The following is a 26,872-nucleotide window of genomic DNA, read 5'->3' as shown; positions in this document are numbered from 1 at the left end:
CAAAGTAGAACGTGTTACCGTTTCTGGCAAGACCCAATTTGAGAGCCAGCTCACACACCCTTCGGGAGACTTCAGTGTCCTCTACAACGACCGAGAAATCCGACATTTCGGCACAGTCGCCGCACTGCCTCGTGGAGAAGCGCGGGCACGTCCTGATCGTCACGATGAACCGCCCCGAGGCGAAGAACGCGCTGTCCGGCGAAATGATGGCGATCATGCGGGACGCGTGGGATCAGGTCGACTCCGACCCGGACATCCGGGTCGCCATCCTCACCGGCGCAGGCGGCGCATTCTGCGCGGGCGCCGACCTCAAGGCCATGACGTCACAGCACCCCGGCGACTCGTTCTCGGGCGGCGGCTGGGACCTGTCGAAGATCGAGGCGCTCCTCAAGGGACGGCGCCTCACCAAGCCCCTCATCGCCGCAGTCGAGGGTCCCGCCATCGCCGGCGGCACCGAAATCCTGCAGGGCACCGACATCCGGGTCGCCGGGGAGAGCGCCAAATTCGGTGTCTCCGAAGCCAAATGGGGACTCTTCCCCCTCGGCGGCTCCGCCGTGCGCCTCGTCCGGCAGATCCCGTACACCGTCGCCGCCGACATCCTGCTGACCGGACGTCACATCAAGGCCCCCGAGGCCAAGGAGATCGGCCTCATCGGACACGTCGTCCCCGACGGTCAGGCCCTCGACAAGGCCCTCGAACTCGCCGACCTCATCTCCGCCAACGGACCCCTCGCCGTCCAGGCGATCCTGAAGACCATCCGGGACACCGAAGGCATGCACGAGGAGGAGGCATTTCAAGTCGACGCCGCCCTCGGCACCGAGGTCTTCAAGAGCGCCGACGCGAAGGAAGGCCCCCGCGCCTTCTCCGAAAAGCGCGCGCCGAAATTCGAGGGCCGCTGACCCCGGGCGGTCCCCTCCCCTTTCCGGACGAACGGGACGCTCGTTGCGTCAGATCGAACGAGCGTCCCGTTCGTCCAGGCCCGGCTAGGCGCGGCTAGGGCAGCATCCGAACATTCGGCCTCGGACGCGACGCGGCGAGCTCGAAGTGGGCCCGGAGGTCGGCGATCACCCGCTCCGGCTGATCACGAACAGCGCTCGGCAGTGTCGGCAGCACGATGATGCCGGCGTTCTGCATCCGCGTCCGACGCTCCACCGTGTGCTTGTACTGCTGAGGCGCAAGGTGCCAATCGAGCGAGTCGATGTCCCAGGCGAACGCGACCTCGTCGATCCAACCGTCCGGCATCGCGATGAACCGTCCGCCGACATCGGCGATCTTCCTGTTGAACATCATCTCGGGAAGCCCACTGCGCAGCCACAGCCGACGCGCATGCGCCTCGGAGACGGAGTGGACGTTGGCCGTCATTTCCCGCAGCACGATCCGGGGGATCGCGGATCCGCGACCACTGCCCGCCTCGAGTTCGACGACGAGTTCTTCCGCGGTGACCGCTCCGCGCTGGACGACTTCCGCGATCGTTGCCCGCGCCGCGTCGACGGTCGTGCACCTGCGCGCCGCGTCGAGCAGTGCCCTCGGCAACGGTGCGCACGCGACATCTCCGCGCACGTCGGCGTCGGGCATGCGCGACGTGCGCTCGACCTTGACGAAGCCCGTCGACTGCACGCGGCGATCGACTGCGACGAGCACGTCCACGTCACCGGAGTAGCTCCCGAAGCCGTGGCACCGCAGTGCCGAGCGTCCTGTGACGAGCGAGTCGCGACCGCAGAACAGACGAGCTGCGAGCACTCGGTGCTGGAACGACGGCTGCCCGTTCTGGAGTAGAACGATTCCCGGCAGAAGCCGCTGCCACGGCCCACCGGACCGGCATCGCGCAGAGATCGTCGATCGAGCCAGACCGAGACGTTCCAGGTCCGACGCCCGGACGACGCCGGCCACTCCCACCTGATCGAGCAACTCCGGCCGCTGTCCCCAAATCCCCCGTCGCATCAGCTCATGCTGCCAGCGGTCCGCCCGTCACGACAGGCCGAATCTGCGCGCCTGTGGATAACTCACCTTCCCCCCTCGAACGAACGGGACGCTCGTTCGATCTGACGCAACGAGCGTCCCGTTCGTCCGGAAGGGAGCGGCGGGAGGAGGAAAGGGAGCGGCGGGACGGGAGCGGGGAGGTCAGCCGAGGACCGCCGCGGACAGTTCGCGGACGTGGTCGGCGTCGCGGCAGGAGACGAGGAGCATGGTGACGCCGGCGTCGGCCCAGCGTTTGACGTCGGCGCGGACTTCGTCGACGTTGCCGATGATCATGGTCTCGGTGACCATCTCGTCGGGGACGACGGCGGCCGCTTCGTCTTTGCGGCCGGCGCGGAAGAGGCGCCCGATTTCCTCGACCTGCTCGCCGTAGCCCATGCGGGTGTAGACCTGGGCGTGGAAGTTGAGTTCGGGGGCACCCATGCCGCCGACGTACAGGGCGGTGATCGGTTTGAGTCCGGCGATGGCGGCGGCGCGGTCGTCGGTGACGATCACCTGACAGGTGGCCGCGACTTCGAAGTCTTCGCGGCTGCGACGGGCGCCGGGGCGGGCGAAACCCTCGTCGAGCCATTCGTTGTACATGGGTGCGAGGCGCGGCGAGTAGTAGATGGCGAGCCAGCCGTCGGCGATCTCGGCGGTGAGCGCGACGTTCTTCGGACCTTCGGCGCCGAGCCAGATGGGGATGTCGGCACGCAGCGGATGGGTGATCGGCTTGAGCGGTTTCCCGAGTCCGGTGCTGCCGGGCCCGGTGTAGGGCAGCGGGAAGTGCGGGCCGTCGCTGGTGACGGGTTCCTCCCGCGACAGGACTTTCCGGATGATGGAGACGTATTCGCGGGTGCGGGCGAGCGGCTTCGTGAACGGCTGCCCGTACCACCCTTCGACGACCTGCGGCCCGGACACGCCGAGCCCGAGGATCGCCCGGCCGCCGCTGAGGTGGTCGAGGGTGAGTGCGTGCATGGCGGTGCTGGTGGGTGTGCGCGCGGAGATCTGCACGACGGACGTGCCCAGACGGACGCGTTCGGTGCTCGAACCCCACCAGGCGAGGGGGGTGAACGCGTCGGATCCCCACGATTCGGCAGCGAAGACGGCGTCGAATCCCTCGGCTTCGGCCGCGGCGATCAACTCCGGGACATTCGCCGGCGGCTGTGCGCCCCAGTATCCCAGTTGCAACCCGAGCTTCATCGTGTGCCTCCACATCGACCGTCGTCAGAAGTGACCCTTGCCACAAACACTAGAACCTGTTCTACTCGAAGTTGTGAGCATGGGAAAGAGCGCGGTGGCCGAAAAATTCTCGAACGAACCGTTGAGCGCCCCGCTGAAACTTCAATTCGACTACACCCGATCGGTGGGTCCGACCATCGGAGCCTTCGTGACCGCGCTGCGCGACCGCAAGGTCATCGGCGCCCGCGGCTCGGACGGACGCGTCTACGTGCCACCGCCCGAATTCGACCCGAACACCGCCGAACCTCTCACCGACTTCGTCGGGGTCTCCGACGCCGGGACCGTGGTGAGCTGGACGTGGATGCCGGAACCGATTGCCGGACAGCCACTCACCACGCCGTTCGCGTGGGCGCTGATCACGCTGGACGGCGCCGACACGTCCCTGGTGCACGCCGTGGACGTCGGCTCCCCCGCCGCAATGAGCACGGGTATGCGGGTCCGGGCACGGTGGGCGCAGGAGCGGGTCGGGCGCATCCAGGACATCGTGTGCTTCGAGCCCGGGGAGTCGACGGGCGAGCCCGGCCCGTCCGCGGAGTCGGAACCGGTCACGATGGTCACGACGCCGATCGATCTCGACTACATGCACTCCGCCTCCGCCGAGGAGAGCTACTACCTCCGAGGGCTGAAGGCGGGCAAGCTGATCGGTGGTCGCACCGGACCGGACGGCAAGGTGTACATCCCGCCGCGCAGCGCCAACCCCACCGACGGCATCCCGACGAAGGAGCAGGTGGAACTGCCGGACAGGGGTATCGTCACCACGTTCTGCATCGTGAACGTCCCCTTCCTCGGACAGCGGATCAAGCCGCCGTACGTCGCCGCCTACGTGCTGCTCGACGGCGCGGACATCGCGTTCCTGCACCTGATCCTCGACTGCGACGCCGCCGACGTGCGGATGGGCATGCGCGTGGAGGCCAAATGGAAGCCGCGCGAGGAGTGGGGTTACACCCTCGAGAACATCGAGTACTTCAGGCCGACGGGTGAGCCCGACGCCGAGTACGACACCTACAAACACCACCTGTAAGGGCGCGGCACAATGACAGATATCGCAGTCGTCGGGTTCGCGCACGCACCACACGTGCGCGAGACCACCGGCACCACCAACGGCGTCGAGATGCTGGTTCCCTGCTTCCAGCAGCTGTACGAGGACCTCGGAATCACCAAGTCCGACATCGGCTTCTGGTGTTCGGGATCGTCGGACTACCTTGCCGGCCGTTCGTTCTCCTTCATCTCCGCCGTCGACTCGATCGGGGCGGTTCCGCCGATCAACGAGTCGCACGTCGAGATGGATGCGGCGTGGGCGTTCTACGAGGCCTGGATCAAGATCATGACCGGCGAGGTCGACACCGCCCTCGTCTACGGATTCGGGAAGTCGTCGGCGGGCAACCTCCGCAAGATCCTGTCGATGCAACTCGACCCCTACCTGGTCACCCCGCTCGCCCTCGACTCCGTGTCGCTGGCCGGACTGCAGGCCCGCCTCGGACTCGATGCCGGGAAGTGGACGGCCGAGGAGATGGCGGCCGTGGCCGCGCGCAGCCGGGCCGCGGCGGAGAGCAATCCGAACACCCAGCTGTCGGGGCACGTCGACATCAACGCGCTGCTCGCCAGCCCGTTCGTCGCGGACCCGTTGCGTGCCCATGACTGCGCACCGATCACGGACGGTGCCGCCGCTGTCGTGCTCGCCGCGGGCGATCGTGCCCGTGAGCTGTGCGAGCGGCCTGCGTGGATCACCGGGATCGAGCATCGGATCGATTCCCCGAACTTCGGCGCCCGCGACCTGACGGTCTCACCGTCGACGACGGCGTCCGCCCGCGCCGCCACCGGAGGGGACGTCGGCGGAATCGACGTGGCCGAGCTGCACGGACCGTTCACCCATCAGGAACTGATCCTCCGCGAGGCCATCGGACTGTCCGATGCGACGGCGATCAACCCGTCGGGCGGCCCGCTGAGCGGGAACCCGATGTTCTCCGCGGGTCTGGAACGCATAGGTTACGCAGCCAGGGCCATCATGGACGGCAACGCCGGACGCACGCTGGCGCACGCTACGAGTGGTGCTGTGCTGCAACAGAATCTGGTCGCAGTCTTGGAGGGACGCAACTGATGGCGAATCAATTGGCCGCGGTGCTCGGCACCGGTCAGACGCATTACGTGGCGAAGCGGCACGACGTGTCCATGGCGGGGCTGGTTCGCGAGGCGATCGACCGCGCGATGGAAGACGCCCGGGTGGGCTGGGACGACATCGACGCGGTCGTGATCGGGAAGGCCCCCGACCTCTTCGAGGGGTCGATGATGCCGGAGCTCGCGATGTCGGACGCGCTGGGCGCCAACGGCAAACCACTCCTGCGTGTGCACACCGCAGGCTCGGTCGGCGGTTCGACCGCGGTGGTGGCGTCGAGCCTCGTGAAGTCGGGGGTGCACAAGCGGGTGCTGACGGTGGCGTGGGAGAAGCAGTCCGAGTCGAACGCCATGTGGGCGCTGTCCACCCCCATTCCGTTCCACATGCCGGTCGGCGCTGGCGCGGGCGGCTACTTCGCCCCGCACGTCCGCTCGTACATCCGGCGGTCGGGCGCACCCGATCACATCGGCGCGATGGTGGCGGTGAAGGACCGGCTGAACGGCAGCCTCAACCCGTACGCCCACCTCAAGCAACCCGACATCACGCTCGAATCCGTGCAGGCCTCGCAGATGCTGTGGGATCCCATCCGCTACGACGAGACGTGTCCGTCATCGGACGGCGCCTGCGCGATGGTGATCGGCAACGAGGAGGCGGCCGAGCAGGTCATTGCGGACGGTCGTGAGGTGGCCTGGATCCACGCCACCGCGATGCGCACCGAGCCCACCACGTTCGCGGGACGAGACCAGGTGAATCCGCAGGCCGGCCGGGACGCCGCGGCCGCGCTGTGGAAGGCCGCGGGCATCAAGGACCCGCTCGACGAGATCGACGTGGCCGAAATCTACGTCCCCTTCTCCTGGTTCGAACCGATGTGGCTCGAGAATCTGGGCTTCGTCTCCGAGGGTGAGGGCTGGAAACTCACCGAGGCGGGCGAGACCGCGATCGGCGGCCGGCTTCCGCTCAACGCGTCCGGCGGCGTCCTGTCGTCCAATCCCATCGGCGCCTCGGGCATGATCCGGTTCGCCGAGTCGGCGATGCAGGTCATGCACCGCGCCGGCGACCATCAGGTGAAGGACGCGCGCAAGGCACTCGGCCACGCCTACGGCGGCGGTTCGCAGTACTTCTCGATGTGGGTGGTCGGTTCCGACCGGCCGAACAATTAGGAGCGGGACATCACCATGAAGTTCACCGTCGGCATCGCCATGAATCCCGTCGACCAACTGCCTGCTCTGGCGAAAACAGCCGAGGAGTGCGGGTTCTCGTCCATCGCCCTCCCTGACTCACTGTTCTTCATGGAGAAGCAGAGCGCCGACTACCCGTACACACCGGACGGCTCGCGGATGTGGAACGAGGAAACCCCGTGGGTGGATCCGCTGATCGCGGCGGCCGCCATGGGCGCGGTGACGTCGAAGATCGAGTTCTACACCCAGGTCCTCAAACTGGGATCCCGCAACCCGGTACTCCTCGCCCGCCAGGTGGGTTCCGTCGCCAACCTCATCGGCAACCGTTTCGGGTTCGGCGTCGGGATCGGCTGGGCACCGGAGGAGTTCGAATGGTGCGGCGTGCCGTACAAGAAGCGCGGTGCGCGCGTCGACGAGATGATCGACGTCATCAAGCTGATCCTCGGCGGCGGCATGGTCGAGTACCACGGCGAATTCTTCGACTTCGACCGGCTACAGATGAGCCCGGCGCCGACGAAGCCGGTGCCGTTCTACGTCGGCGGACACACCGACGTCGCGCTGCGACGCGCCGCCCGGGTGGGCGACGGCTGGACGTCCGCGATGATCAAGTTCGACGATCTCGTTCAGGTCATCGCGCGATTGCGGGAACTCCGGGAGGAGTATGGCCGAGCCGATCTGCCCTACGAGATCCAGACCGTGTGCATCGACCGATTCGGCAAGGACGGCTACGCCGAATTGGCGGACGCCGGAGTGACCGACACGATCGTCGTCCCGTGGGTTTTCGACGGCATCGGCTTCGACGGACCGCTCGAGGCCAAGCAGGACTCGTTGCGCAAGTTCGCCGACCAGTACATCGGATAGGGGTGTGGACATGACGACGACGGACCATCCCGCCCGCCTCGCCGGGCAGGCGTCCCGCGAGGCGGCCAGCGGCAGGCGCAAGGACGAGTGGCTGGCCCTGTTCGCCGAGGACGCGGTTGTCGAAGACCCGGTCGGCCCTTCGGGTTTCGACCCGGAAGGCAAGGGTCACCGCGGCCTCGACGCGATATCCCGGTTCTACGACATGACGATCGCGACCACCGAATCGCTCGAGTTCCTCATCACCGATTCACTGGTGTGCGGGAATGAGAACGTGAACATCGGGACCATCCGGTCCACGGTGGCGGGATCGCAGATCGACGCCGAGGGCGTGTTCATCTACCGCGTGAACGAGGACGGCAAGATCACGTCCCTGCGGGCCTTCTGGGAGGTCGAGCGGGCGATGAAGACACTGCGCAAGGCCTGAACGCCCCCAATCACGTGCCGGCGTCGTCGATGTGCCGGACGAAGAGGATCGCGTCGAGTTCGCCGAGGCCCGCGGGGTCCAGCGGGAAGTACGTGGAGTTGCCCGACGGGTCGGCACGCTTCTCCACGTCTCCGATCCTGCGGGCGACCGGCGCGGCCGGCACGAGACAGCTCTCCCCCACGGCGAACAGCCGGCCCTCGACGGTGTCGGGTGGCGGCGTCCCGATGCCGTGGCCGGGCGCCTCCCCGACGGCCCCACCGATGACCGTGTAGGCATCGCCGAGCCGCACACCCAGGTGCGCGCCGGCGCACCACCAGTGCAGATGCAGTCCGGCGAGATCCCAGTGGGTTTGCCCTTTCGACAGATGGCCGTTGTGAGCGAAGACGAATGTCGGGCCTCGGTCGGCCTCCCGCTGCACCAGCGCGGACAGGTTGTCCGCCATGAGGGTGTCGCGGATTCCCAGGAGCCTTGTGATGCGGCGTGGAGAGTTCTCCGCCATTCCTGCGTGATAGCTGAGCAGGCGGGTGGCGACGCGACCGTGAAGCTCGGCCTCCCACAATTCGTCCCGCGTGCCTTCGGCGACGAGGTGAGGCGCCTGCGACGCGAGTAGCGTCATCAGGTCGTCGGCGATGAGACGCAACTCGGCGGCCTCGGGGGTGGCACCGACGGCCTGGGTCGGGTCCATGGCGACGGCCGGGTTGCTCCAGCGGTCGTCGTCGCCGATCAGTGCGGAGATCCGGTCCGGAGCGCAGGGCAGATCCTGCTCGTCGAGGTGGGTCCGCAGGTAGGTGTCGAGGAAGGTCAGGGCTTGCCTCGGGCTGTCCGCGGACGTCATCTCCATGGGGCCGTCGAATCCGAAGAACCTTAGTTGCTCGCCCGGCTCGTGCCGACGGTTGTATTCGGCCATCCATCCGACCAGGTCGCGGTTCGCCCTGGACTCACCGAAGCCGTGGCTGAAACCGTGCTCCATGACGTCGTCGAGCGGCAGGCGGCCCGCACCCCGCACGAAGGAGTCGACCAGTATCCCCTTCAGGCAACTACTTTCGATCGCGATGGAGCGATAGCCCGCGTGTTCGACCAGGAACCGGAACATCTGATTGCGGAGCAGCAGAAAACTCTCCTCCCCGTGCATGGGCTCGCCGAACCCGAGGAGGCGGGGCGCGGAGTCCAGGCGACGGAGGAATGCGCCGAGGGCAGCGGTGACGGTCGGGTCTCCTGGCTCCGAGAAGACGGCGCCCGCCTCTTCGACGTCGGACTGCACAGTCATGGTGGCTCCCACTTTCCCTCGGACACCACGCCGGCGAAAGAGAACAGCGGCGTCGGAGAGGATGAGGGTGCCCTCCGACGCCGCTGAATCAGGGGGTCAGTGTCTGACCGGGCAACCGCCTGACGCAGTCTTGTAATCGACCTGAAACTCCTTGATACCGTTGAGCCAGCCCGAGCGCAACCGCCGCGGATCTCCCAGCTTACTGATATCGGGCAGGTGATCCGCAATCGCATTGAAGATCAGATCGATCTCGAGTCGCGCCAGGTTGGCGCCGAGGCAGAAGTGGGCGCCAGTCCCGCCGAATCCGACGTGCGGGTTGTTCTCCCGCATGATGTCGAACTTCTCCGGGTTCTCGAACGCGGCCTCGTCGAAGTTCGCAGAGCCGTACAGCATTACGACTCGCTGGCCCTTCTTGATCTGCACTCCGCCGAGTTCGGTGTCTTCCAGTGCGGTGCGCTGGAACGAGTTGACCGGGGTCGCCCACCGGACGATCTCGTCCGCCGTCGTCTTGGGGCGCTCCTTCTTGTAGAGCTCCCACTGATCGGGATGGTCCAGGAACGCCATCATGCCGTGTGTGATGGCATTGCGGGTGGTCTCGTTGCCTGCGACCGCCAGCAGGATCACGAAGAAGCCGAATTCCTCGGGAGACAGCTCATTTCCATCGATGTCCGCTTCGATCAGCGTCGTGACGATGTCGTCGGCGGGGCACTTCTTGCGCTCGTCCGCCATCTGGTACGCGTAGCCGAGGATCTCCATCGACGCGGCCTGCGGGTCGATGTCCAGTTCGGGGTCGTCGTAGCCCGTCATCTGGTTGGACCAGTCGAAGACCTTCAGGCGATCCTCCTGCGGCACACCGAGCAGTTCGGCGATCGCCTGCAGCGGAAGCTCACACGCCACCTGGGTGACGAAGTCGCCGGCCCCCGATTCGGCGGCCTCCTTCACGATCTTCTCGGCGCGTTCGGTGAGTTCTTCGCGCAGGCTGTTGATCGCACGGGGCGTGAAGCCGCGGGAGACGAGTTTGCGGAGCTTGGTGTGCTCGGGAGCGTCCTTGTTGATGAGGATGAAGCGCTGCATCTCGATGTTCTCGCGCGGAATGTCGTCGGCGAAGCGCACGATCGCGGTGTTCTCGTGTGTGGAGAAGACGTCGCTGCGCCGCGACACTTCCTTGACGTCCTCGAGCTTGCTGACGACCCAGTAGCCGTCGTCGTGGAAGCCACCGATCTCCGGCGGCTGCGGGTTCCACCAGATCGGGGCAGTCTTCCGCAGTTCGGCGAATTCCTGGTAGGGGATGCGCTCTGCGTAGATGTCCGGGTCGGTGAAGTCGAAACCCTCTGGAAGATTGGGCTGCGCCACTGCTGTCTCCTGCCCTAAGCCATACACCACTCCGTGATGTGGAACACGTTCTACTAGCATTGAAGCACAAGCCGGGCGACTAGCAAAGGAAAGCTCATTCAGACCTTGCCCGGATAGCAGAACCTGTTCTATTTTTTGAGGACAAGGAAAGGAGCCCACCGTGGGCACACCAGTAATCGTCGAGGCAGTACGCACCCCGATCGGAAAGCGCGGTGGCTGGCTGTCCGGATTGCACGCCGCCGAGATCCTCGGCGCCGCTCAGCGGGGCATCCTCGACCGCTCCGGCATCGACCCCGAACTGGTGGAGCAGGTCATCGGTGGTTGCGTCACCCAGGCCGGTGCGCAGTCGAACAACATCACCCGGACCGCGTGGCTGCATGCCGGACTGCCCTGGCAGGTCGGCGCCACCACGATCGACTGCCAATGCGGCTCCGCGCAGCAGGCCAACCACCTCATCGCCGGTCTGATCGCCACCGACGCGATCGACATCGGAATCGCCTGCGGCATCGAAGCGATGAGCCAGGTGCCGCTCGGCGCGAACGTCGGCGAGAACGCCGGACCGCGAAGACCCGCCGACTGGGACATCGACATGCCCAACCAGTTCGAGGCCGCCGAGCGCATCGCCCGTCGCCGCGGAATCACCCGCGCCGACGTCGAGGCGCTCGGAGTCCGCTCGCAGGCACGCGCCAAGCAGGCCTGGGACGAAGGGCGTTTCGACCGGGAAGTGCTGCAGGTGACCGCACCCGTCGTCGACAAGGACGGTAACCTCACCGGTGAGACCCGGGTCGTGACGCGCGATCAGGGTCTGCGCGACACCACCGCGGAGTCGCTCGCCAAGCTGAAGCCCGTACTCGAGGGCGGCATCCACACGGCGGGCACGTCCTCGCAGATCTCCGACGGCGCCGCCGCCGTCATGCTGATGGACGAGGCCAGGGCGCGCGCCCTCGGTCTGAAGCCCCGGGCCCGCATCATCTCCCAGGCGCTCGTCGGCTCCGAACCCGAATTCCACCTCGACGGACCCGTCCAGGCCACGGCGCGCGTCCTCGAACGCAGCGGCATGAAGATCGGCGACCTCGACCTGTTCGAGGTGAACGAGGCGTTCGCCTCGGTGCTGCTGTCGTGGGCGTCGGTGCACGAGCCCGACATGGACAGGGTCAACGTCAACGGCGGCGCGCTCGCACTCGGACATCCCGTGGGCAGCACCGGCTCTCGACTCATCACCACCGCGCTGCACGAACTCGAGCGCACCGACGGGTCGACGGCACTGATCACGATGTGTGCCGGCGGCGCGCTCGCCACCGGCACCATCATCGAGCGGATCTAGGATCTGCCGATGAATGCACCCGCCCCCGCCCGACCGCCCGGCCTCGACTCGAAGTGGACGGTCTCCTTCATCAAGTGGATGTCGAAGATCAACGTCGTGCTGTACCGGCGGACGGGCGGGCGACTGGGCAGCAAGTGGCGGGTGGGCAGCGCCTTCCCCCGAGGGTTGCCCGTCTGCCTGCTCACCACCACCGGACGGAAGAGCGGCGAGCCGCGGATCAGCCCGCTGCTGTTCCTCGAGGACGGCGACCGCATCATCCTCGTCGCCTCCCAGGGTGGCCTCCCGAAGCACCCGATGTGGTATCTCAACCTGCGCGCGAACCCCGAGGTGACCGTCCAGGTGAAGTCGCGGGTGCGGCCGATGACCGCCCACGTGGCGGACCCCGAGGAACGCGCGGGCCTGTGGCCGCGGCTCGTCGCCATGTATCCGGATTTCGACAACTACCAGGCCTGGACCGACCGCACGATCCCCGTCGTGGTCTGCACACCTCGATAGCGTTTGTATGTACCGCCGAGTAACGGGTGCCATGTCGGGGGACTTCTTGCAGTATTGACGCGTACGGACTTGTACGACGGCCGAGGGCGAGGAATTGCAGACATGAGTACACAGGTTCAAGATCGGATACACGACCGTCGAGAGCTCACCGCGGTCCTGCTGCGTGCGCTCGAGCAGCGTCACGAGGTGCTCGACGCCATCGTCGACAGCGAGGATCACGCCGAGGCCCTCACCACCGTCGCCGGGCTCCTCGACACCTCCGAGGCGTACGCGGAAGCCGTCCTCAACCTGACGTTCCGCCGCCTCACCAAGGTCGAACGGCTTCGCATCCAGACGGAACTGAAGGACCTCGACGCCACCCTCGAATGGACGTCGACGGACCGGCCGGCGAGCACGGGGCGGAACTTCCGCCTCCGTCCGTTCACCGAAACCGAGGAAGACGCCGAACTGTTCCGGCGCCGCTGCGGCGAGCAGGTCGACGACGCGGGCGCGCAGTGGTCCGCGGAGCGGGTCGAGAAGGAACGCACGGAAGGCCTGAGCCGTGTCGACGACGAGTCCGCCGCATGGTTCGTGTGTGAGGACACCGCGGAGAACACGGCCGTCGGCATGGTGTTCGGTGAACTGTCGGGACGCGAGGTCGACGTGGCCATCTGGATCGCCCCCGACGCCCGGAAGAAGGGCTACGGCACCGCGGCCGTGAAGCACAGCCGTCAGGAGCTTGCCGCGGAGTTCCCGGGAACGGTCCTGGTCGTCCGCGCTCCCGCCTGACCCGCACGTGAGTGGCGAAGCGTGCGGGAGCACACTTCGCCACTCACGTGCGGTGGTCGGGGTCGCGCTGTTTGGTGACGCCCTGAGCCCAGCGGTAGTCGGGCTTGCCGCTCGGTGTGCGCTGGACGGTGTCTTCCACCCACACCAGACGCGGGATCTTGTAGCCGGCCAGGCTTCGCCGCACGTGTTCCTCGAGTCCGGCGAAGTCGACGCCCCGACCGTCGCGCGCCTGCACGACCGCGGAGACCCGGTGCCCCCACCGTTCGTCGGGGACGCCGACCACGATGGCGTCGTAGACGTCGCGGTACGCCTTCACTGCGCTCTCGACCTCTTCGGCGAACACCTTCTCGCCGCCGGTGTTGATCACCATGTTGCCGCGGCCGAGCAGGGTGATCGATCCGTCGGCCTCGATCCGCGCGCGGTCGCCGGTGACGACGACGGGTCGCCCGTCGACCTCCCGGAAGATCTCCCGGGTCTTCTCCGGGTCGTTGTAGTAACCCAGCGGGACGTATCCGCCCTTCGCGAACCAGCCGTCCTTCCCGGACCCCGGCTCGACGGGAACGTCGTCCTCGTCGATCACCAGGGCGTACCGGCCAGGGGGCACCCGGGGTCCACCCACCTGCTTCTCCCCCTTGGTCGCGAAACTGATTCCGCCGAAGCCTGTTTCCGACGCGCCGATCGAATCGGACACCAGCAGTCCCGGGAACGCGTCGAGGAAGGCGTCCTTGATCACCGGTGAGAACAGCGCGGCCCCGGATGCCACGACACCCAGGCTCGACGTGTCGGTGCGCGACGGCTGATGCGCCTCGATCAGCGGCCGTCCCATCGCGTCGCCGGTGATGATGAGGATCTGCACCTTGTGCCGCTCGACGAGTTCCCACGTCCGGTCGGCGTCGAACTTCGATTCCAGCAGCACGGTGTTTCCGCTGAACAGCGCGGTGAACGTCGGCATCATCGCGGCCGCGTGGATCAGCGGCGGCAACGCGAACCACAGGGTCGGCTCACCCTGCGATCCCACCCGCGACTGCTGGTACTCGTCCTCGATCGCGTCACCGGTGTAGAAGTCGAGACCGCCCGCGAGGACGCGCCAGATCGCCTCGTGCGTCCACACGACACCCTTGGGACGTCCGGTGGTGCCGCCGGTGTACATGATGAACAGGTCTTCGGAGCTGCGTTCACCGAAGTCCCGGTCGCCACTGCCGGACAGCGCCTCCTCGTACGGCACCGAGTCGCTGGGCACACCGGCGCCGCCGAGATCGTCCTCGACGACAACGGTGTGCCGGATCCTCGGCAGCGAGGGCAGGACCTCCGCGATGCGCGGCGAGTAGATCCGATGATGGACCACGGCGTCGAGTTCCGCGTTGCCGTAGACGTAGGCGAGTTCGTCGCTGGTGTAGCGGTAGTTGATGTTGACCGGGACCGCACGAATCTTGTACGCCGCCAGCAACGTCTCCATGGTCTCGATGGAGTTGTGCAGGTGCACGCCGATGTGCGAGCCGGCGGTCAGCCCGACCTCCAGGAAGTGGTGGGCCAGCCTGTTGGCGCGGTCCTCCAGTTCGCGGTAGGTGACGCGACGGGCGCCGCAGATCAGCGCCACCCGTTCCGGCATCGCGTCGACGGAATGCTCGAAGAGGTCTGCAAGGTTGTAGGCCACGGGGGCGTCCTCTCTCAGACGACTGTGAGTGGTAGGGGTATTCCTCGATCGGTGAACGCGAAATCGGCTCCCGTGCTGAACCGGGTGAGCGCCACCTCGGGTGCCTCCTTGGCGGGCGGCTCACCGATCACGATCTCCACGGTCAGCGCCGCATCCGTCTCCTCGACCACCTGCACCGCGAACCGCGGCGACACCCCGCGCACGAGCGCAGTCATCGGCCCGAGGTGCTCACCGTCGATCATGGACGGCCACGCTCCGTCCTCCCCGGCTCCGCAGTCCCGGCCGAGGGTCAGCAGCATGCGGTCGCCGAGGGTGATCGTGACGTCCACGTACTGACGGGGATTGAACGCCGGATGCACGGCGAGGACGACGGCGAGACCCTCGAGATCAGCGGGCAGCCCGAGCGCGTTCCGGATCCGTTCCGACGTGAGGCCGGCGATGCCGGTGAGTTGCTTGCGCGCGATGTCGAGTGCGGCTTCGGCATCGGTGCGGGCCCGCACCGCGAGCAGGAAGCCGAGGGTCAGCAGGTGCTGCTGCAGGCACACCTCCTCCGCGATCCGGGTCAGAGCCGAATGGGAGAAGTCCGGGAACCGCAGATCGTCGAGGAGCGCGCCCGCGTAGTCGTGCTGTCCCGGCCCGCCGGTGTCGATCGGCGACAACTCGACCGTCGCCGCACGCGACTTCCCCACCGTCACCAGCCCTTCCGGAATCGGAGGTGGCACGTTTGTGTCGTCGATGGTGACCGTCCAGAGGCAGTGCGGTGTCCGGTCCGCCGGCCGGCGGGGCGGACGGTGCACCGGACGCACCTGCGCGTGCGGGTTGGTGGCCAATGCGGTGGCGTCGAACGTCGGGTCCTCGATGTCGTGGCACATCGCCGTGACGTACTCGTCGCCCATCGGTTCGACGTCCATCAACGCCCCGCAGTGATCCAGCCAGAATTCGCCGTGATCGTGATCGGTGACGCGGTACCGGAAGTCCATGAACTGGGGCGGCGCACCGATGTCGAGTTGCAGACCCTTGAAGATCGTCACGACCCCGTCTCCCTCGAATCCCAGCGCGCGTTGCATCCGCCGCGTGTAGAGGGGGCTCGACGCCATCCACTCCTCGATCGCGACCTGCGTCATGCCCTCGCGACCGAACGCCCCGATCAGGTGCGGCATACCGGAGCGATCGATGAGATGACCGCACAGGAGCAGTTCCGGAACGAGAATCGCGAGATCCTCGCGGGACAGATCGGCGAACGACGACGGAACCTTCACCGTACTCACCACAGCGGGACCGGGGCCTTGCCGACCGGATACCACCCCGGCAGCCGACCGGACGTCGCGCGCTGGATCCGCGCGTTCATGCCGTCGGACATCGCGTTGTTCGTGATCATCTCGAGGAACAGGCTCGAGACGTTGCCGAAGTCGAAGAAGTCACGCTGCCAGGACCATTGGAAGTTGCCGCCGTACCGAAACCAGCTGCCGCCGATTCCGGTGACCTGATAGTGCGTGCCGTCGTCGCGGGTGCGTTCGGACACCTGCTTCCAGAATCCGATGACGTCGCCGCTGCGATCGTCGATGACGAACTGCTGGTACGGGTACTCCCAGCCCTCGAGCCCGTCCATTTCCTGGCCGAGCGCCAGGTCGCGGATCTCGTCCCGGCCGACGGCCATGAAGTCGTCCTTCGGCCCGTAGTTCCATCCGTACGTGGCGTCCTCGGTGTACATCTCGGCCAGCGGCTTCCAGTCGCCGAGCGATTCGCACCGCTTGTTCTCGTCCACCCAGCGCTGCACCATCTCGTCGAGCTCCGCACGATCGAACTGCACCGCCGGGCCGATCCTTCGATCGAACTGCACCATCAGCTATCTCCTTCAGAGTCGTCGTCCGCGAGGATCCGCAGGGCCTGGGTCGGGCAGAAACGCACGGCGCTCTCGACTTCGGCGCGCAGGTTCTCGGGTGGGTCGGTGTCGAGGATCTCGACCTTGCCGTGCTTCGGGACGACGAAGACATCGGGTGCCTCCATCTCGCACACGGCATGACCCTGACACAGGTCGAGATCGGCTTCGACTTTCATCACATGCTTCGCTTCCGGTACCTCACGGTGCACGGCTGCTGCAGCTGCACCACCATCTTGCTGTGATCGTTGCGGTACGTCTCGGAGGGTTGCGCCATCTCGAACTCCCAGTCCTGCAGGAGAATCGAGAAGATCGCCTTCAACTGCATCAGGGCGAACGCGGCCCCGACGCAGCGGTGCCTGCCGGCGCCGAACGGAATCCACGTCCAGCGGTTGACGATGTCTTCCTGGTTGGGGTCGATGTAGCGTTCGGGATCGAACGTGTCCGGGTTCGGGAAGTCCTCCGCGATGCGGTTGGAGATCGCCGGTGTGGCCGCCACCAGGTCGTTCTCGGCGATCCGGTAGCCCCCGACTTCGAACTCGCCCCGCGCGACGCGCAACAGGATGATCAGCGGCGGGTGCATACGGAGCGTCTCCTTCAGCACCGCCTCGAGTTTCGGGATCTGCCTGAGTGCCCCGAAGCTGATGTCGGAGCCGTCCGAATAGAGGTCGTCGAGTTCGGCGACCACCTGCTTGGCGTAGTCCGGGTGTCGCAGCAGCTCGATCAGGGTCCAGGCCGCGGTGCCGGACGTGGTGTGGTGCCCGGCGAACATCATCGAGATGAACATGCCGGTGATCTCGTCCGCCGTGAAGCGCTCGTTGCCGTCCTCGTCCTTGATCGAGACGAGCACGTCGAGCATGTCCCGATCCTCCTTGCCCTGAGGAGGGTTCTCGATGCGCCCGTTCATGATCTCCTGGACGAGTGCCACCAACTGCACCCTCGCCTCGTCCCGCCGGCGGAAGCTCTCGATCGGGGCGTAGGCGTCGACGTACGCGATGGGGTCGGTGCCCTGCTCGAGCTCGTGGTACAGGTGCGCGAACCGGCCGTCGAGCTGCTCCCGGAACTTCTTACCGATCAGGCAGGCCGAGGACGTGTAGATGGTCAGCTCCGCGAAGAATTCGAGGAGGTCGATCTCCCCCTCGTCGCCCCACTGCGCCACCATGCGGTCGACCTCGTGGGCGATCGTCGCGGCGTGCCCCTTCATCTGCTCGCCGCGCAACGCCTGGTTGTGCAGCATTTCCTTGCGGCGCTCGGGGCTCGCGTCGAACACGACTCCCTCGCCGAAGATCGGCTTCATGAACGGGTAGGCGGCCTGCTGGTCGAGATCCTCGTCGGTGGAGCGGAAGAAGAATTCGTTGGCCTCGGCGCCGGACAGCAGCACCACCTTCTTGTCGGCGAGCTGGAAGACACCGACGTTGCCGCACTCCTCCCGGACACGGCGCATCAGCGCGATCGGGTCGGTGCGCAGTTCTTCGAGATGTCCGTGCTCGTGCTCACCGCCGGACACACGTTGCGGGGTAGCCGGGTTCATTCTCCATCCTTTCGTAGGGGCGCCTCGGGCTGCACCTCGATCAGCACCATGTGTGCGCCGCGGGGCGCACTGACGGTGGCGACGACGGCGTCCGCGATCGCGGAGGCGCGCAAGAAGTACGAGTGCCGGGCGAATCCCCACTTCGCCCAGTCTTCGAGGACGGGTCCGATGACCTCCTCGGTGGTGTTCATCCCCATGGACGTCTGCGTGGGTCCCGGACGCACGACCGACGCCCGGACGCCGGTGCCTTCCAGTTCCATTCGCATCTGCCGGCCCATCATCTCGACGCCGGCCTTCGCGGCGTTGTAGGCGCCCATCCGGGGCCGGGGGCTGTCGGCGCAATCGGATCCGATCAGGACGAAGTCTCCGCGCCTGCGTTCGATCATGCCGGGAAGGAGGCGGTGCGCGAGACGCTGCGCACCGACCAGGTGGACGTTGACCTGTCCCAGGAACTGGTCGGGGTCCATCTCGTGGGCGACGGAGAACTCCAGGTCGCCGGCCCCCGACAACGCGATCTCGGTGGGGCCGAGCGCCTTCTCCGCCGCCGTGACGAATTCGTCGACGGATGCGGTGTCGGTGACGTCGAGGTAGTGCGCGAACGCTTCTCCGCCGTTGCTGCGGATCTTCTCCGCGATCTCCTCGCATTCGGCCACCCGGCGGGCACCGAGCGCGACGGGGTGACCGGCCTCGGCCAGCGCATAGGCGGTCGCCGTGCCGATTCCCGACGACGCCCCGGCGACGATCGACGGGCGACGCTGCGGGTTGGGCTCGAACCTAGGCATCGCGGACCTGCACTTTCATGGGAAGGGTGGCGAAACCGCGCACGTTGGTCGAGTGGACGCGCACACTGTTCGCCTCGTCGATGTCGTAGTCGTCGATGCGGGAGACGAGTTCGGTGAGTGCGATCCGCGCTTCGAGCCGCGCCATGTGGGCGCCCAGGCAGAAGTGGGTGCCGCCGCCGAAGCTCGCGAGCTTGTTGGACGTGTCCCGGCCGATCCGGTATTCGTCGGCGTCCTCGAACACCGCCGAGTCGCGGTTCGCGGAGCCGATGAGGATCAGCACCTTGTCGCCTGCGGGAATCGTCCGGTCGTGGAAGTCCAGGTCGACGGACGCCGTTCGCGCGACCATCTGACTGGACGTGTCGAAGCGCAGGGTCTCCTCCACCCACTCCGGCACCCGGCTCGCATCCTCGAACACGTGCCTGGCCTCGCCCGGATAGCGAAAACCCCAGTACAGTGCGTTGCCGAGGAGTTTGGTGGTGGTCTCGTTGCCCGCCACCACCATCAGGAACATGAACGCGATGATCTCGTCGTCGGTGAGCCGGTCGCCGTCGATCTCCGCTTCGAGCAGGGCAGACGTGAGGTCCTCGGTCGGCTTCCTGCGGCGCTCGGCCAGCATGTCGGCGTAGTAGCCGACGAGGTAGAGCGACGCCTCCATCGCGGCGTGGGGCACGTCGAGGACGCCCTCCTCGCGGTGCACCACCAGGTCGGCGAGCCGCCGGAGTTCGACGCGGTCGGCCTCCGGAACCCCCATCAGCTCCGAGATCACGTCCATCGGAAGCTTGCCGGCGAACTCGCCGATCCAGTCGAACTCACCCGCCGCGAGCGCCGGGTCGAGGTATTGCCGGGTCAGATCCAGGATCCGCCCCTCGAGTTCGTTCACCCGCCTCGGGGTGAAGCCGCGGGACACCAGCTGCCGCATCCGCATGTGCCGCGGATCGTCCAGCGCGAGAAAGGACATCGTCTTGTGGGCGTGCGGGCCGTAGGCCGCAGGGTCCAGGGACACCCCGTTCGCGCTCGACAGGCGCTGGTTGTCGCGGAACGCCGCGACGACGTCCTCGTGCCGGGACAACGCCCAGAAGTCGAGTTCCTCGTTGTAGTAGAGGGGTGCTTCTTCCCGCAGTCTTCGATACGTGACGTACGGATCTTCGTGGAAGCCATAGTCGTACGGGTTGAACGTCACCGGATTGTGTGACACCCCGGGCATCGAGGCTGCGGTCATGGCATCTACTCCAGAATCAGCTTGGCGGAAGTTTCGAGTCGATCGGCGAATTGGGCGTAGGACCCGTATCCCATTCCGGCGCGGACCAGGCCGCCGGCGTACAGCAGCTCCAGCGCCTCGAGGACGTCGGGATCGTGGCCCTCGCCCAGTGCGGTGGCGAGGCGGTCGCGGATCTCCAGCCCGATGCGGGCGCGGAGGTGTTCCACGTCGGGGTCGCGGCCGAGCAGCGCGTTGGTGACGGCTCCGGCGAGTTCGGGTTCGTCCGCCACCAGGAGAGCAATGTGGCGGAGCACGGCGACCACACGTCCGGTGCGATCGAGTCCTTCGTCCACCGGCTGCGGTGAGGCGGCGAGGCGCCGCCAGAAGACCTCGGCGACGAGGTGCTCCTTGGACGAGAAGTACGTATAGGCCGTCGCGGGAGCGACCCCGGCGATGCCGGCCACCGAGCGGACCGTGAGTCCCGCGAATCCCTCTTCACGCAGTACTTCGACTGCCGCTTTGGTGAGGCGGTCGACGGTGTCGGCCTGCTTCTCGGTCAGACGGCGGCGGGTGGACTCGAAATTCATACTACTGGACACGTGTCTGGACGCTACTACAGTTACCGTCGGCTGGCAACGAAAATCGGACTCTCACACGGGACTGCGCGGGTGAATTCGCACGGGCATCGTCTTGATGCCGCTGATGAAATTCGACCGCAGCCGGACGACCGGCCCGGTGGGTTCCACGCGGTCGATCCGCGCGGCGAGGGTCTCGAACAGGATCTTCAATTCGAGCCGCGCCAGGTGGGCGCCGAGGCAGAAGTGCACCCCGCTACCGCCGAACGCTATCTGCGGGTTGGGGCTCCGGCCGATGTCGAACCGATACGGCTCGTCGAAGACGTCCTCGTCCCGGTTGGCGCTCGGGTAGTAGATCACCACCTTGTCGCCGGCCCTGACCAACTGATCGCCGATGTAGGCGTCCCGGGTGGCGGTGCGGCGGAAGTCCATCACCGGGGTCACCCACCGCAGGATCTCCTCCACCGCGCTCGCAGCCAGTTCCGGTTCGGACTGCAGTCGTCGCCACTGGTCGGGATGGTCGATGAAGGCCTGCATCCCACCGGCGGTCGCGTTGCGCGTCGTTTCGTTCCCCGCCACCACGAGCAGGACGAAGAACATGTTGAATTCCATCTCGGTGAGCGTGTCGCCGTTCTCGTCCGGCTGCACGAGCTTGGTGACGATGTCGTCGCGAGGCTCGATGCGGCGTTGCGCCGCAAGCTCGTTGGCGTACAGGAAGATCTCGGCCGCGGCCATCTCGCCGTCCGCCTGGGTGGTGCCGTACTCGGGATCGTCGAAGCCGATCATCCGGTTGGACCAGTCGTAGAGCTTGTCCACGTCCCCGGCGGGCGCACCCAGCAGCGCCGCGATGACCTCGAGCGGCAACGGCGCCGCCGCCTCGGGAACGAAGTCGACGTCGCGTGCGTCGAGCAGCCGATCGACGATCCGAGCACAGATGTCACGGATGTGACCCTCGAGCACTTTGACTGTGCGCGGGGTGAATCCGCGGCTGACGAGCTGCCGCAGCCGGGTGTGATCGGGCGGGTCGAGGTTGACGAGCATGGCGGCCTGCTTCGCGCGGGTCTGCTCGTCGAAATCGTCGATCTGAGTGGTGCCCACCGCCGACGAGAACGTCGCGCTGTCGCGGGACACGGCGACGACGTCGGCATGCTTCGTCACCGCCCAGAACCCGGTGCCGTTCTCCTCGGGCTGCCAATAGACGGGTTCGCTCGCCCGCAGGTGGTCGAAGAACGCGTAGGGGACCCCTTCCGCGTAGACGTCGGGGGACTTGAGATCAATCCGAGACGCGGTCATACACTGCTCCTCGATCGATAAACGAATGGGATGCGTCTTAAACTACACACTTTCATTTGTAATGGAAGCCCTTATGCTGGGCCCATGGTGAAAGGGCAGAACGGACCGATCCGACGTCGCACACTCACGCGAGACAAGGTCGTGGATGCCGCGATCGAGATCATCGACGAACTCGGCTGGGAGTCACTGTCGATGACGAGTCTCTCCGCCCGGCTGAACGTCGTCACCGCGTCGCTCTACAACCACGTCCGCAACCTCGAAGAAATCCGCGGTGCGGTTCAGGTGCGCACCATGGCGGAGCTGGGTGCTCACCTGCGCGAGATCGCGATGGGCCGAAGCGGTCCCGACGGCCTCCGCGCGCTCGTCGACGCGCACCGCGTCTGGGCGACCGAGCATCCGCATCGGTATCAGACGCTGACCACCAGCCCGGTGGACCGGGACGCTTTCATCTCCGCCGCACTGGACGCCAACACGGCGCTGCGCACGATGCTGGCATCGTGCGGACTGCCGCCCGAGGACACCCTCGACGCGGCCGTGAGCATCTTCGCCGCCATGCACGGTTTCGTCATGCTCGTGAACACCGACTTCCTCGGCGACGAGCTCGACCTGGACTCGATCTACGAATCCGTGCTGCGGGGAGCACTGTCCAGCGTCGGGTGGCCGGAGCGAACGCACACCCCGTCCTGAAAGGCCACCACCCCACCTGTTGCCGTTCTCAGGCCCAGGCGTCAGAAGGGTTCGGCCGCCACGCCGAGATCGCCCAGATCACCACCACGTCGAGCGCGATGATGAGCACCGACCACCACGGGTAGTGCGGCAGCCATAGGAAATTGGCCACGATCGAGATCGCGGCGATCACGATCGCCGACACCCGGGCCCACGCGGCGCCGGTGAACAACGCGAGGCCGGTCACCGCGACCAACGCACCCAGCACGAGATGGATCCAGCCCCAGACCGTGAAGTCGAACTTGTAGAGGTACTCCACCCCCACCACGAACTCCTCGTTCTCATAGACCGCGGCGAGCCCTTGGAAGAACTGCAGGAGTCCGACGGTGACCATGATGACCGCTGCACCCATCGCGGTCCCCGCCGCGACGCCCTGTTTGACCGACGAACCTTCGGACATGACGCCCCTTCCTCGCCGCAACCCACTGCCGGGTGCATTCATTGTCCGCCGATCCGATGTGCGTTCGCGTCGAAACCGCGGGGTTTCCGACCCACCTGGAATCGGATTGCTCCGGCCGAGGAGGCCACCCGACACAGCCGGCGAGACCGTTCGGTTGCCGCGAATCCCTCGCGCGCCCCGGCCGCTCCGCTCGGTCCACAACTGCGCACCGAAAGTAAACGAACCGAATCGAGGCGATGTTCGCCAACCCCGGCTCGGACGGCACCGACTCGGAGTCGCCGCCCACCTGAACTGGCCACGCATGCTCACCCTCGGTACTGCGAGGAAACCGGGCGACGACATCACTCGAATTCGGGGGCCCGCCCACCGCCCCACAACTGCTCTGTGAGGTCCTGGAAGCACACGAACGTGACGGGGTCATCCTTCCTGCGCAACACCGACCTGCTCACCGCTGCACGCACAACGAAACCTTCACGATGGGCGAGTTCGATTACCTTTCCCGCACAGTCCCGCAGCAACGCCACCGATGCGGGGCCGCCCGGCGACGACGCCGGAACGACCACGTCCGCGACCGAGCACCCGGCGAACCAGTGCTCGGGATACCCCAGCATCCGCTCGAGTGCCGGGTTGGCATGCACAATCACCCCCTCTTCATCGACAGCGAGGGCGGGAACCGGAAGCCGCTCGAGCAACCTCAGCGCCGGAAGCTGCTCCAAATAGCCCAGCGCGGTGTTCGGGTCCGACCGCCGCCTGTCCCTACCCGGCCCTGCCGACGCCCACCTCCGTCTCACCCAGCGGACCAACACATCGAACCGTGCCAGACCGAACAGTGGAGGCAACGTCGATCGTCGGCCAGATCGTCGAATTATTGTTGCCCGCGATCGTCCGTCACCAGCACATTCACCGGGAGGACTCTGTCGAACAATTTTGGTGCAAAACAACATACATTCTCTCCGTGCGTAATTCCGACACAAAGTGCTCGGTTATCCGCGGGCCTCTGCGTCAGCTTCATTGGGCCGCTTTCGCCCAGGCACAAGTCGATTCCACGAGCCGCTATCCGCCGCCAGGGCGAAGTGATTACCGAAAATCATTGCGCTCGTGTTATTTTCGACCTTGATTCGTACGCGGTGTCGCCCGCCGCGTACGGCGGGACGATTTCACTCGCCCGTGCGGGACGCGGGTTCTGCCGATGTAGGCGTCGAGTTCCCGCGGCGTGATGCATTCCATAGTAGCGGCACGGGGTCCGAAAGACTTATCGCTACGGGACGTAGGGCTGATCTTTCCGGGACACGTCGCCGGCCGCCTACGACGAAGTCGTCGCCCATGTGATGCCGGACAATTCAGATCACCGCTCACCGTGAGCGGAACCCACCAACTCCGCCAGCTCGTCGAGCGACCACGGCGGCTCGGTCTCGTGGTCGCGGTAGGCCAGGACCGTCGGAGCCGGCCGGTCGAATCTGCCGACGAAGCCCCCTGATCCGGCGAAGATCCCGCCGGTGATGCCGGCGGCGAGATCGCTGGCCAGGAACGCGTACAGCTGAGCGACGTAGTCGGCGGGTGCCGGATGCAGCGAGCCGTAGCGCGTTGCGTCGTCGAGCATCCCCCGCCCGTGCAGTTCCTCGATGTGCTGCTCGTACTCCGCCCCCACGGACAGGCGGGTCCTGGCACCCGGGCACACGACGTTGGCGCGGACGCCGGACTCGGCCAGTTCGGCCGCGATCGCGAGGGTCAGGCTGTTGACCGCCCCCTTGCCGGCGGGATATCCGGTTCCGCCGTAGTCGCCGAGGAACGCAAACGAACTCGTGTTCACGATCGCTCCGCGCCCCCGTTCGGCCATCAGAGGCGCCACGGCCCGGCACGTGCGGAACGTCGCCGTCAGGTGCGCATCGACGAGTTCGCCCCACTGCTCGTCGGTGACGGTGAGGATGGACGACCCGGCAGGCTCCGCGACGCCGGCGCAGTTGATCAGGACGTCCACCTGGCCGAACGCGCATTCCGCTGCGTCGACCAGCGCCTCCGCGACGCCGTCGGCGGCGGCCGAACCAGCCACCGCTATCGCCCGGCCACCGCCGAGCACGATCTCGCCGGCCACCTTCTCCGCCGCATCGGGATCACGGCCGTTGACCACCACGCCGGCCCCCTCGGCCGCGAGCGCGTGCGCGACGGCCCGGCCGATCCCCCGGCTCGAGCCGGTGACGACGGCGCCTCGCCCGTCCAGCCGTCTCTCCTCGCGTGAATTCATCGCACCTCCGTCGAACTCGTCATTGCGGCATCCAGTTGTTCAAACTATAGTCCAGACACATGTCCAGTTTTCGGAGATCGCTTTGACACTCACCCGATTCGGAAGCGAAAATCCATGACTCTGCGCCCCACCGACAGCTCTGCTCTCCTGATCGACGGCAAACTGATTCCCGGTTCCGGCGGCACGTTCGAGGTGATCAACCCGGCCACCGAGGAGGTACTCGGGAGGGCCGCCGACGCCACCGCGTCCGACATGGACGCCGCGATCGTCGCGGCCCGGCGAGCCTTCGACGACACCACGTGGTCCCGCGACCACGCCTTCCGCGCCCGCTGCCTGCGACAGCTGCGCGACGTACTGCAGTCCCACGTCGAGGAACTACGCGACATCACCATCGCCGAGGTCGGCGCCCCCGCCTTCCTCACCAGCGGACCGCAACTCGAAGGCCCGGTCGCCGACCTCGGATATTTTGCAGACCTCGCCGAAAGCTATTCCTGGGAACAGGATCTGGGCATCGCCGAGCCGATGGGCATCAAGACCCGCCGACGCGTCCTCAAGGAGGCCGTCGGCGTGGTCGGGGCCATCACGCCGTGGAACTTCCCGCACCAGATCAACTTCGCCAAGATCGGCCCCGCACTCGCGGCCGGCAACACGGTGGTCCTCAAACCCGCGCCCGACACTCCCTGGTGCGCCGCCCTCGTCGGGCACCTGATCGCCGAGGAGACCGACCTCCCGGCCGGCGTGGTCAACATCGTCACGTCGAGCGACCATTCCCTCGGCGCTCAGCTCTCCACCGACCCCCGCGTCGACCTCGTGTCGTTCACCGGTTCGACCGCCACGGGCAAGGCCGTCATGGCGGCGGCGTCCGAGTCGCTGAAGAAGGTCTTCCTCGAACTCGGCGGCAAATCGGCGTTCATCGTGCTCGACGACGCCGACCTCGCGGGTGCGTGCGGGGTCGCCGCGTTCACAGTGTCCACCCACGCGGGGCAGGGCTGCGCCATCACCACCCGGCTGCTCGTTCCCCGCGACAAGTACGACGAGGCGGTCGAGGCCACGGCCCGGACCCTGGGCGGATTGCAGGCGGGCGATCCCAGGAAGCCCGGCACCATCTGCGGTCCCCTCATCTCCGCGCGGCAACGCGCCCGCGTCGAGGACTACCTGCGGCTCGCGCGGGAGGAAGGCGGCACGATCGTGGTCGGTGGCGGCCGACCGGCCGATCAGGACCGTGGATTCTTCGTCGAACCCACCCTGATCACCGGCCTCGACAACACCGCCCGGGTGGCTCGGGAAGAGATCTTCGGACCCGTGCTGGTGATCATTCCCCACGACGGCGACGAGGACGCGATCAGCATCGCCAACGACTCGCCGTACGGGCTGTCCGGGTCGGTGTGGGGCACGGACCCCGCACGCGTGAAGCGAGTGGTCGACGGCGTGCGCACCGGAACACTCAGCGTCAACGGCGGCGTCTGGTATTCCGCCGACGCCCCGTTCGGCGGTTACAAGCAGTCCGGAATCGGCCGCGAGATGGGTGTGGCCGGATTCGAGGAATACCTGGAAACCAAGCTGGTCGCGGAACCGGCCCAATAGTACGCCGGCGAGCCGGCCCGACAACAC

Annotated in this window: 27 protein-coding genes; 11 read left to right on the top strand and 16 right to left on the bottom strand. The window is 66.7% G+C overall.

Going from position 1 to position 26,872, the window contains the following annotated elements; all coding sequences use genetic code 11:
• Positions 1–74 precede the first annotated feature (74 nt).
• Entirely contained in the window at positions 75–899 is an 825-nt protein-coding gene (locus QM693_RS17735) for a crotonase/enoyl-CoA hydratase family protein (RefSeq protein WP_009477755.1), read from the top strand.
• Positions 900–993: 94 nt separating this feature from the next.
• On the opposite strand, the gene QM693_RS17730 is transcribed toward QM693_RS17735, so the two are convergent.
• Both QM693_RS17730 and QM693_RS17725 read right to left on the bottom strand, forming a co-directional pair.
• Entirely contained in the window at positions 994–1,941 is a 948-nt protein-coding gene (locus QM693_RS17730; RefSeq protein ID WP_280778866.1) for a hypothetical protein, read from the bottom strand.
• A 180-nt stretch (positions 1,942–2,121) separates the two neighbouring features.
• Entirely contained in the window at positions 2,122–3,159 is a 1,038-nt protein-coding gene (locus QM693_RS17725) for an LLM class F420-dependent oxidoreductase (protein WP_007300927.1), read from the bottom strand.
• Positions 3,160–3,238: 79 nt separating this feature from the next.
• Between QM693_RS17725 and QM693_RS17720 the strand changes: the two genes are divergently transcribed.
• The 5 genes from QM693_RS17720 to QM693_RS17700 are packed head-to-tail and all read left to right on the top strand — an operon-like array spanning position 3,239 to position 7,774.
• Positions 3,239–4,219: a Zn-ribbon domain-containing OB-fold protein gene (locus QM693_RS17720; RefSeq protein ID WP_283353003.1), complete on the top strand. Its 981-nt coding sequence runs from the start codon at positions 3,239–3,241 to the stop codon at positions 4,217–4,219.
• 12 nt (positions 4,220–4,231) lie between these two features.
• Positions 4,232–5,296: a thiolase family protein gene (locus QM693_RS17715; protein ID WP_283352997.1), complete on the top strand. Its 1,065-nt coding sequence runs from the start codon at positions 4,232–4,234 to the stop codon at positions 5,294–5,296.
• Positions 5,296–6,471, top strand: a complete 1,176-nt coding sequence (locus QM693_RS17710) for a thiolase family protein (RefSeq protein WP_120659722.1) — start codon at positions 5,296–5,298, stop codon at positions 6,469–6,471. The genes QM693_RS17715 and QM693_RS17710 overlap by 1 nt, the downstream gene beginning before the upstream one ends.
• Positions 6,472–6,486: 15 nt before the next feature.
• Positions 6,487–7,350: a TIGR03619 family F420-dependent LLM class oxidoreductase gene (locus QM693_RS17705; RefSeq protein ID WP_283352996.1), complete on the top strand. Its 864-nt coding sequence runs from the start codon at positions 6,487–6,489 to the stop codon at positions 7,348–7,350.
• Positions 7,351–7,360: 10 nt separating this feature from the next.
• Complete coding sequence (locus tag QM693_RS17700) at positions 7,361–7,774, top strand: nuclear transport factor 2 family protein (protein ID WP_283352995.1); 414 nt, start codon at positions 7,361–7,363, stop codon at positions 7,772–7,774.
• Positions 7,775–7,784: 10 nt separating this feature from the next.
• On the opposite strand, the gene QM693_RS17695 is transcribed toward QM693_RS17700, so the two are convergent.
• Both QM693_RS17695 and QM693_RS17690 read right to left on the bottom strand, forming a co-directional pair.
• Positions 7,785–9,041: an erythromycin esterase family protein gene (locus QM693_RS17695; protein ID WP_283352994.1), complete on the bottom strand. Its 1,257-nt coding sequence runs from the start codon at positions 9,039–9,041 to the stop codon at positions 7,785–7,787.
• Between the two features lie 96 nt (positions 9,042–9,137).
• Entirely contained in the window at positions 9,138–10,394 is a 1,257-nt protein-coding gene (locus QM693_RS17690) for a cytochrome P450 (protein WP_280778874.1), read from the bottom strand.
• A 160-nt stretch (positions 10,395–10,554) separates the two neighbouring features.
• On the opposite strand from QM693_RS17690, the gene QM693_RS17685 reads away from it, so the two are divergent.
• The 3 genes from QM693_RS17685 to QM693_RS17675 all read left to right on the top strand — a co-directional run bounded on the left by QM693_RS17685 (position 10,555) and on the right by QM693_RS17675 (position 12,981).
• A complete protein-coding gene (locus QM693_RS17685) occupies positions 10,555–11,718 on the top strand; it encodes a steroid 3-ketoacyl-CoA thiolase (protein ID WP_283352993.1) in 1,164 nt (387 codons plus the stop codon).
• A 9-nt stretch (positions 11,719–11,727) separates the two neighbouring features.
• Entirely contained in the window at positions 11,728–12,213 is a 486-nt protein-coding gene (locus QM693_RS17680) for a nitroreductase family deazaflavin-dependent oxidoreductase (RefSeq protein ID WP_283352992.1), read from the top strand.
• Positions 12,214–12,315: 102 nt separating this feature from the next.
• A complete protein-coding gene (locus QM693_RS17675) occupies positions 12,316–12,981 on the top strand; it encodes a GNAT family N-acetyltransferase (protein ID WP_280778877.1) in 666 nt (221 codons plus the stop codon).
• Positions 12,982–13,024: 43 nt separating this feature from the next.
• Here the strand turns inward: QM693_RS17675 and QM693_RS17670 are convergent, their stop codons facing one another.
• From QM693_RS17670 to QM693_RS17630, 9 genes are all read right to left on the bottom strand, one after another.
• Positions 13,025–14,635: an acyl-CoA synthetase gene (locus QM693_RS17670; RefSeq protein WP_283352991.1), complete on the bottom strand. Its 1,611-nt coding sequence runs from the start codon at positions 14,633–14,635 to the stop codon at positions 13,025–13,027.
• A gap of 14 nt (positions 14,636–14,649) precedes the next feature.
• A complete protein-coding gene (locus tag QM693_RS17665) occupies positions 14,650–15,906 on the bottom strand; it encodes a hypothetical protein (protein WP_283352990.1) in 1,257 nt (418 codons plus the stop codon).
• A complete protein-coding gene (locus QM693_RS17660) occupies positions 15,900–16,478 on the bottom strand; it encodes a nuclear transport factor 2 family protein (RefSeq protein WP_280778880.1) in 579 nt (192 codons plus the stop codon). Before QM693_RS17660 ends, QM693_RS17665 begins: the two co-directional genes overlap by 7 nt.
• Positions 16,478–16,693 (bottom strand): ferredoxin, encoded by a 216-nt coding sequence (locus QM693_RS17655; protein ID WP_005244574.1) that lies wholly within the window; start codon positions 16,691–16,693, stop codon positions 16,478–16,480. Before QM693_RS17655 ends, QM693_RS17660 begins: the two co-directional genes overlap by 1 nt.
• Entirely contained in the window at positions 16,693–18,045 is a 1,353-nt protein-coding gene (gene cyp51, locus QM693_RS17650) for a lanosterol 14-alpha demethylase (RefSeq protein WP_280778881.1), read from the bottom strand. Before cyp51 ends, QM693_RS17655 begins: the two co-directional genes overlap by 1 nt.
• Entirely contained in the window at positions 18,042–18,827 is a 786-nt protein-coding gene (locus tag QM693_RS17645) for an SDR family oxidoreductase (RefSeq protein WP_283352989.1), read from the bottom strand. Before QM693_RS17645 ends, cyp51 begins: the two co-directional genes overlap by 4 nt.
• Positions 18,820–20,046: a cytochrome P450 gene (locus tag QM693_RS17640; protein WP_037241653.1), complete on the bottom strand. Its 1,227-nt coding sequence runs from the start codon at positions 20,044–20,046 to the stop codon at positions 18,820–18,822. Before QM693_RS17640 ends, QM693_RS17645 begins: the two co-directional genes overlap by 8 nt.
• A 5-nt stretch (positions 20,047–20,051) precedes the next feature.
• Positions 20,052–20,612, bottom strand: a complete 561-nt coding sequence (locus QM693_RS17635; protein ID WP_009477736.1) for a TetR/AcrR family transcriptional regulator — start codon at positions 20,610–20,612, stop codon at positions 20,052–20,054.
• A 63-nt stretch (positions 20,613–20,675) separates the two neighbouring features.
• Positions 20,676–21,893 carry a cytochrome P450 gene (locus QM693_RS17630; protein ID WP_283352988.1) on the bottom strand — a complete coding sequence of 406 codons (1,218 nt, stop codon included), beginning with the start codon at positions 21,891–21,893 and terminating at the stop codon, positions 20,676–20,678.
• Between the two features lie 84 nt (positions 21,894–21,977).
• On the opposite strand from QM693_RS17630, the gene QM693_RS17625 reads away from it, so the two are divergent.
• On the top strand, positions 21,978–22,580 hold the full coding sequence (locus QM693_RS17625; RefSeq protein ID WP_283352987.1) for a TetR/AcrR family transcriptional regulator: 603 nt from the start codon (positions 21,978–21,980) through the stop codon (positions 22,578–22,580).
• Between the two features lie 28 nt (positions 22,581–22,608).
• Here the strand turns inward: QM693_RS17625 and QM693_RS17620 are convergent, their stop codons facing one another.
• The 3 genes from QM693_RS17620 to QM693_RS17610 form a co-directional block, all read right to left on the bottom strand.
• Positions 22,609–23,019 carry a DUF7144 family membrane protein gene (locus tag QM693_RS17620; protein ID WP_283330533.1) on the bottom strand — a complete coding sequence of 137 codons (411 nt, stop codon included), beginning with the start codon at positions 23,017–23,019 and terminating at the stop codon, positions 22,609–22,611.
• A 341-nt stretch (positions 23,020–23,360) separates the two neighbouring features.
• Positions 23,361–23,825 (bottom strand): PAS domain-containing protein, encoded by a 465-nt coding sequence (locus QM693_RS17615; protein WP_283353002.1) that lies wholly within the window; start codon positions 23,823–23,825, stop codon positions 23,361–23,363.
• A 539-nt stretch (positions 23,826–24,364) separates the two neighbouring features.
• Entirely contained in the window at positions 24,365–25,261 is an 897-nt protein-coding gene (locus tag QM693_RS17610) for an SDR family NAD(P)-dependent oxidoreductase (protein ID WP_283352986.1), read from the bottom strand.
• A 114-nt stretch (positions 25,262–25,375) separates the two neighbouring features.
• On the opposite strand from QM693_RS17610, the gene QM693_RS17605 reads away from it, so the two are divergent.
• On the top strand, positions 25,376–26,845 hold the full coding sequence (locus QM693_RS17605; protein WP_283352985.1) for an aldehyde dehydrogenase: 1,470 nt from the start codon (positions 25,376–25,378) through the stop codon (positions 26,843–26,845).
• The last annotated feature ends 27 nt before the right edge of the window (positions 26,846–26,872 follow it).

The sequence above is a fragment of the Rhodococcus sp. IEGM 1305 genome (assembly GCF_030058635.1).
Lineage (GTDB): Bacteria > Actinomycetota > Actinomycetes > Mycobacteriales > Mycobacteriaceae > Rhodococcus_F > Rhodococcus_F opacus_D.
Note: the sequence above shows the minus strand (reverse complement) of the source record. Positions and strands in the feature narration are given on the sequence as shown.

Bases quoted from the DNA above. Each gene is read 5' to 3' on its own strand.
- QM693_RS17640 (WP_037241653.1), bottom strand. From the start codon at position 20,046: ATGACCGCAGCCTCGATGCCCGGGGTGTCACACAATCCGGTGACGTTC.
- QM693_RS17710 (WP_120659722.1), top strand. From the start codon at position 5,296: ATGGCGAATCAATTGGCCGCGGTGCTCGGCACCGGTCAGACGCATTAC.
- QM693_RS17660 (WP_280778880.1), bottom strand. From the start codon at position 16,478: ATGGTGCAGTTCGATCGAAGGATCGGCCCGGCGGTGCAGTTCGATCGT.
- QM693_RS17725 (WP_007300927.1), bottom strand. From the start codon at position 3,159: ATGAAGCTCGGGTTGCAACTGGGATACTGGGGCGCACAGCCGCCGGCG.
- QM693_RS17715 (WP_283352997.1), top strand. From the start codon at position 4,232: ATGACAGATATCGCAGTCGTCGGGTTCGCGCACGCACCACACGTGCGC.
- QM693_RS17605 (WP_283352985.1), top strand. From the start codon at position 25,376: ATGACTCTGCGCCCCACCGACAGCTCTGCTCTCCTGATCGACGGCAAA.
- QM693_RS17630 (WP_283352988.1), bottom strand. From the start codon at position 21,893: ATGACCGCGTCTCGGATTGATCTCAAGTCCCCCGACGTCTACGCGGAA.
- QM693_RS17655 (WP_005244574.1), bottom strand. From the start codon at position 16,693: ATGAAAGTCGAAGCCGATCTCGACCTGTGTCAGGGTCATGCCGTGTGC.
- QM693_RS17645 (WP_283352989.1), bottom strand. From the start codon at position 18,827: ATGCCTAGGTTCGAGCCCAACCCGCAGCGTCGCCCGTCGATCGTCGCC.
- QM693_RS17635 (WP_009477736.1), bottom strand. From the start codon at position 20,612: ATGAATTTCGAGTCCACCCGCCGCCGTCTGACCGAGAAGCAGGCCGAC.
- QM693_RS17620 (WP_283330533.1), bottom strand. From the start codon at position 23,019: ATGTCCGAAGGTTCGTCGGTCAAACAGGGCGTCGCGGCGGGGACCGCG.
- QM693_RS17610 (WP_283352986.1), bottom strand. From the start codon at position 25,261: ATGAATTCACGCGAGGAGAGACGGCTGGACGGGCGAGGCGCCGTCGTC.
- QM693_RS17675 (WP_280778877.1), top strand. From the start codon at position 12,316: ATGAGTACACAGGTTCAAGATCGGATACACGACCGTCGAGAGCTCACC.
- QM693_RS17730 (WP_280778866.1), bottom strand. From the start codon at position 1,941: ATGCGACGGGGGATTTGGGGACAGCGGCCGGAGTTGCTCGATCAGGTG.
- QM693_RS17680 (WP_283352992.1), top strand. From the start codon at position 11,728: ATGAATGCACCCGCCCCCGCCCGACCGCCCGGCCTCGACTCGAAGTGG.
- QM693_RS17625 (WP_283352987.1), top strand. From the start codon at position 21,978: ATGGTGAAAGGGCAGAACGGACCGATCCGACGTCGCACACTCACGCGA.
- cyp51 (WP_280778881.1), bottom strand. From the start codon at position 18,045: ATGAACCCGGCTACCCCGCAACGTGTGTCCGGCGGTGAGCACGAGCAC.
- QM693_RS17695 (WP_283352994.1), bottom strand. From the start codon at position 9,041: ATGACTGTGCAGTCCGACGTCGAAGAGGCGGGCGCCGTCTTCTCGGAG.
- QM693_RS17700 (WP_283352995.1), top strand. From the start codon at position 7,361: ATGACGACGACGGACCATCCCGCCCGCCTCGCCGGGCAGGCGTCCCGC.
- QM693_RS17720 (WP_283353003.1), top strand. From the start codon at position 3,239: ATGGGAAAGAGCGCGGTGGCCGAAAAATTCTCGAACGAACCGTTGAGC.
- QM693_RS17705 (WP_283352996.1), top strand. From the start codon at position 6,487: ATGAAGTTCACCGTCGGCATCGCCATGAATCCCGTCGACCAACTGCCT.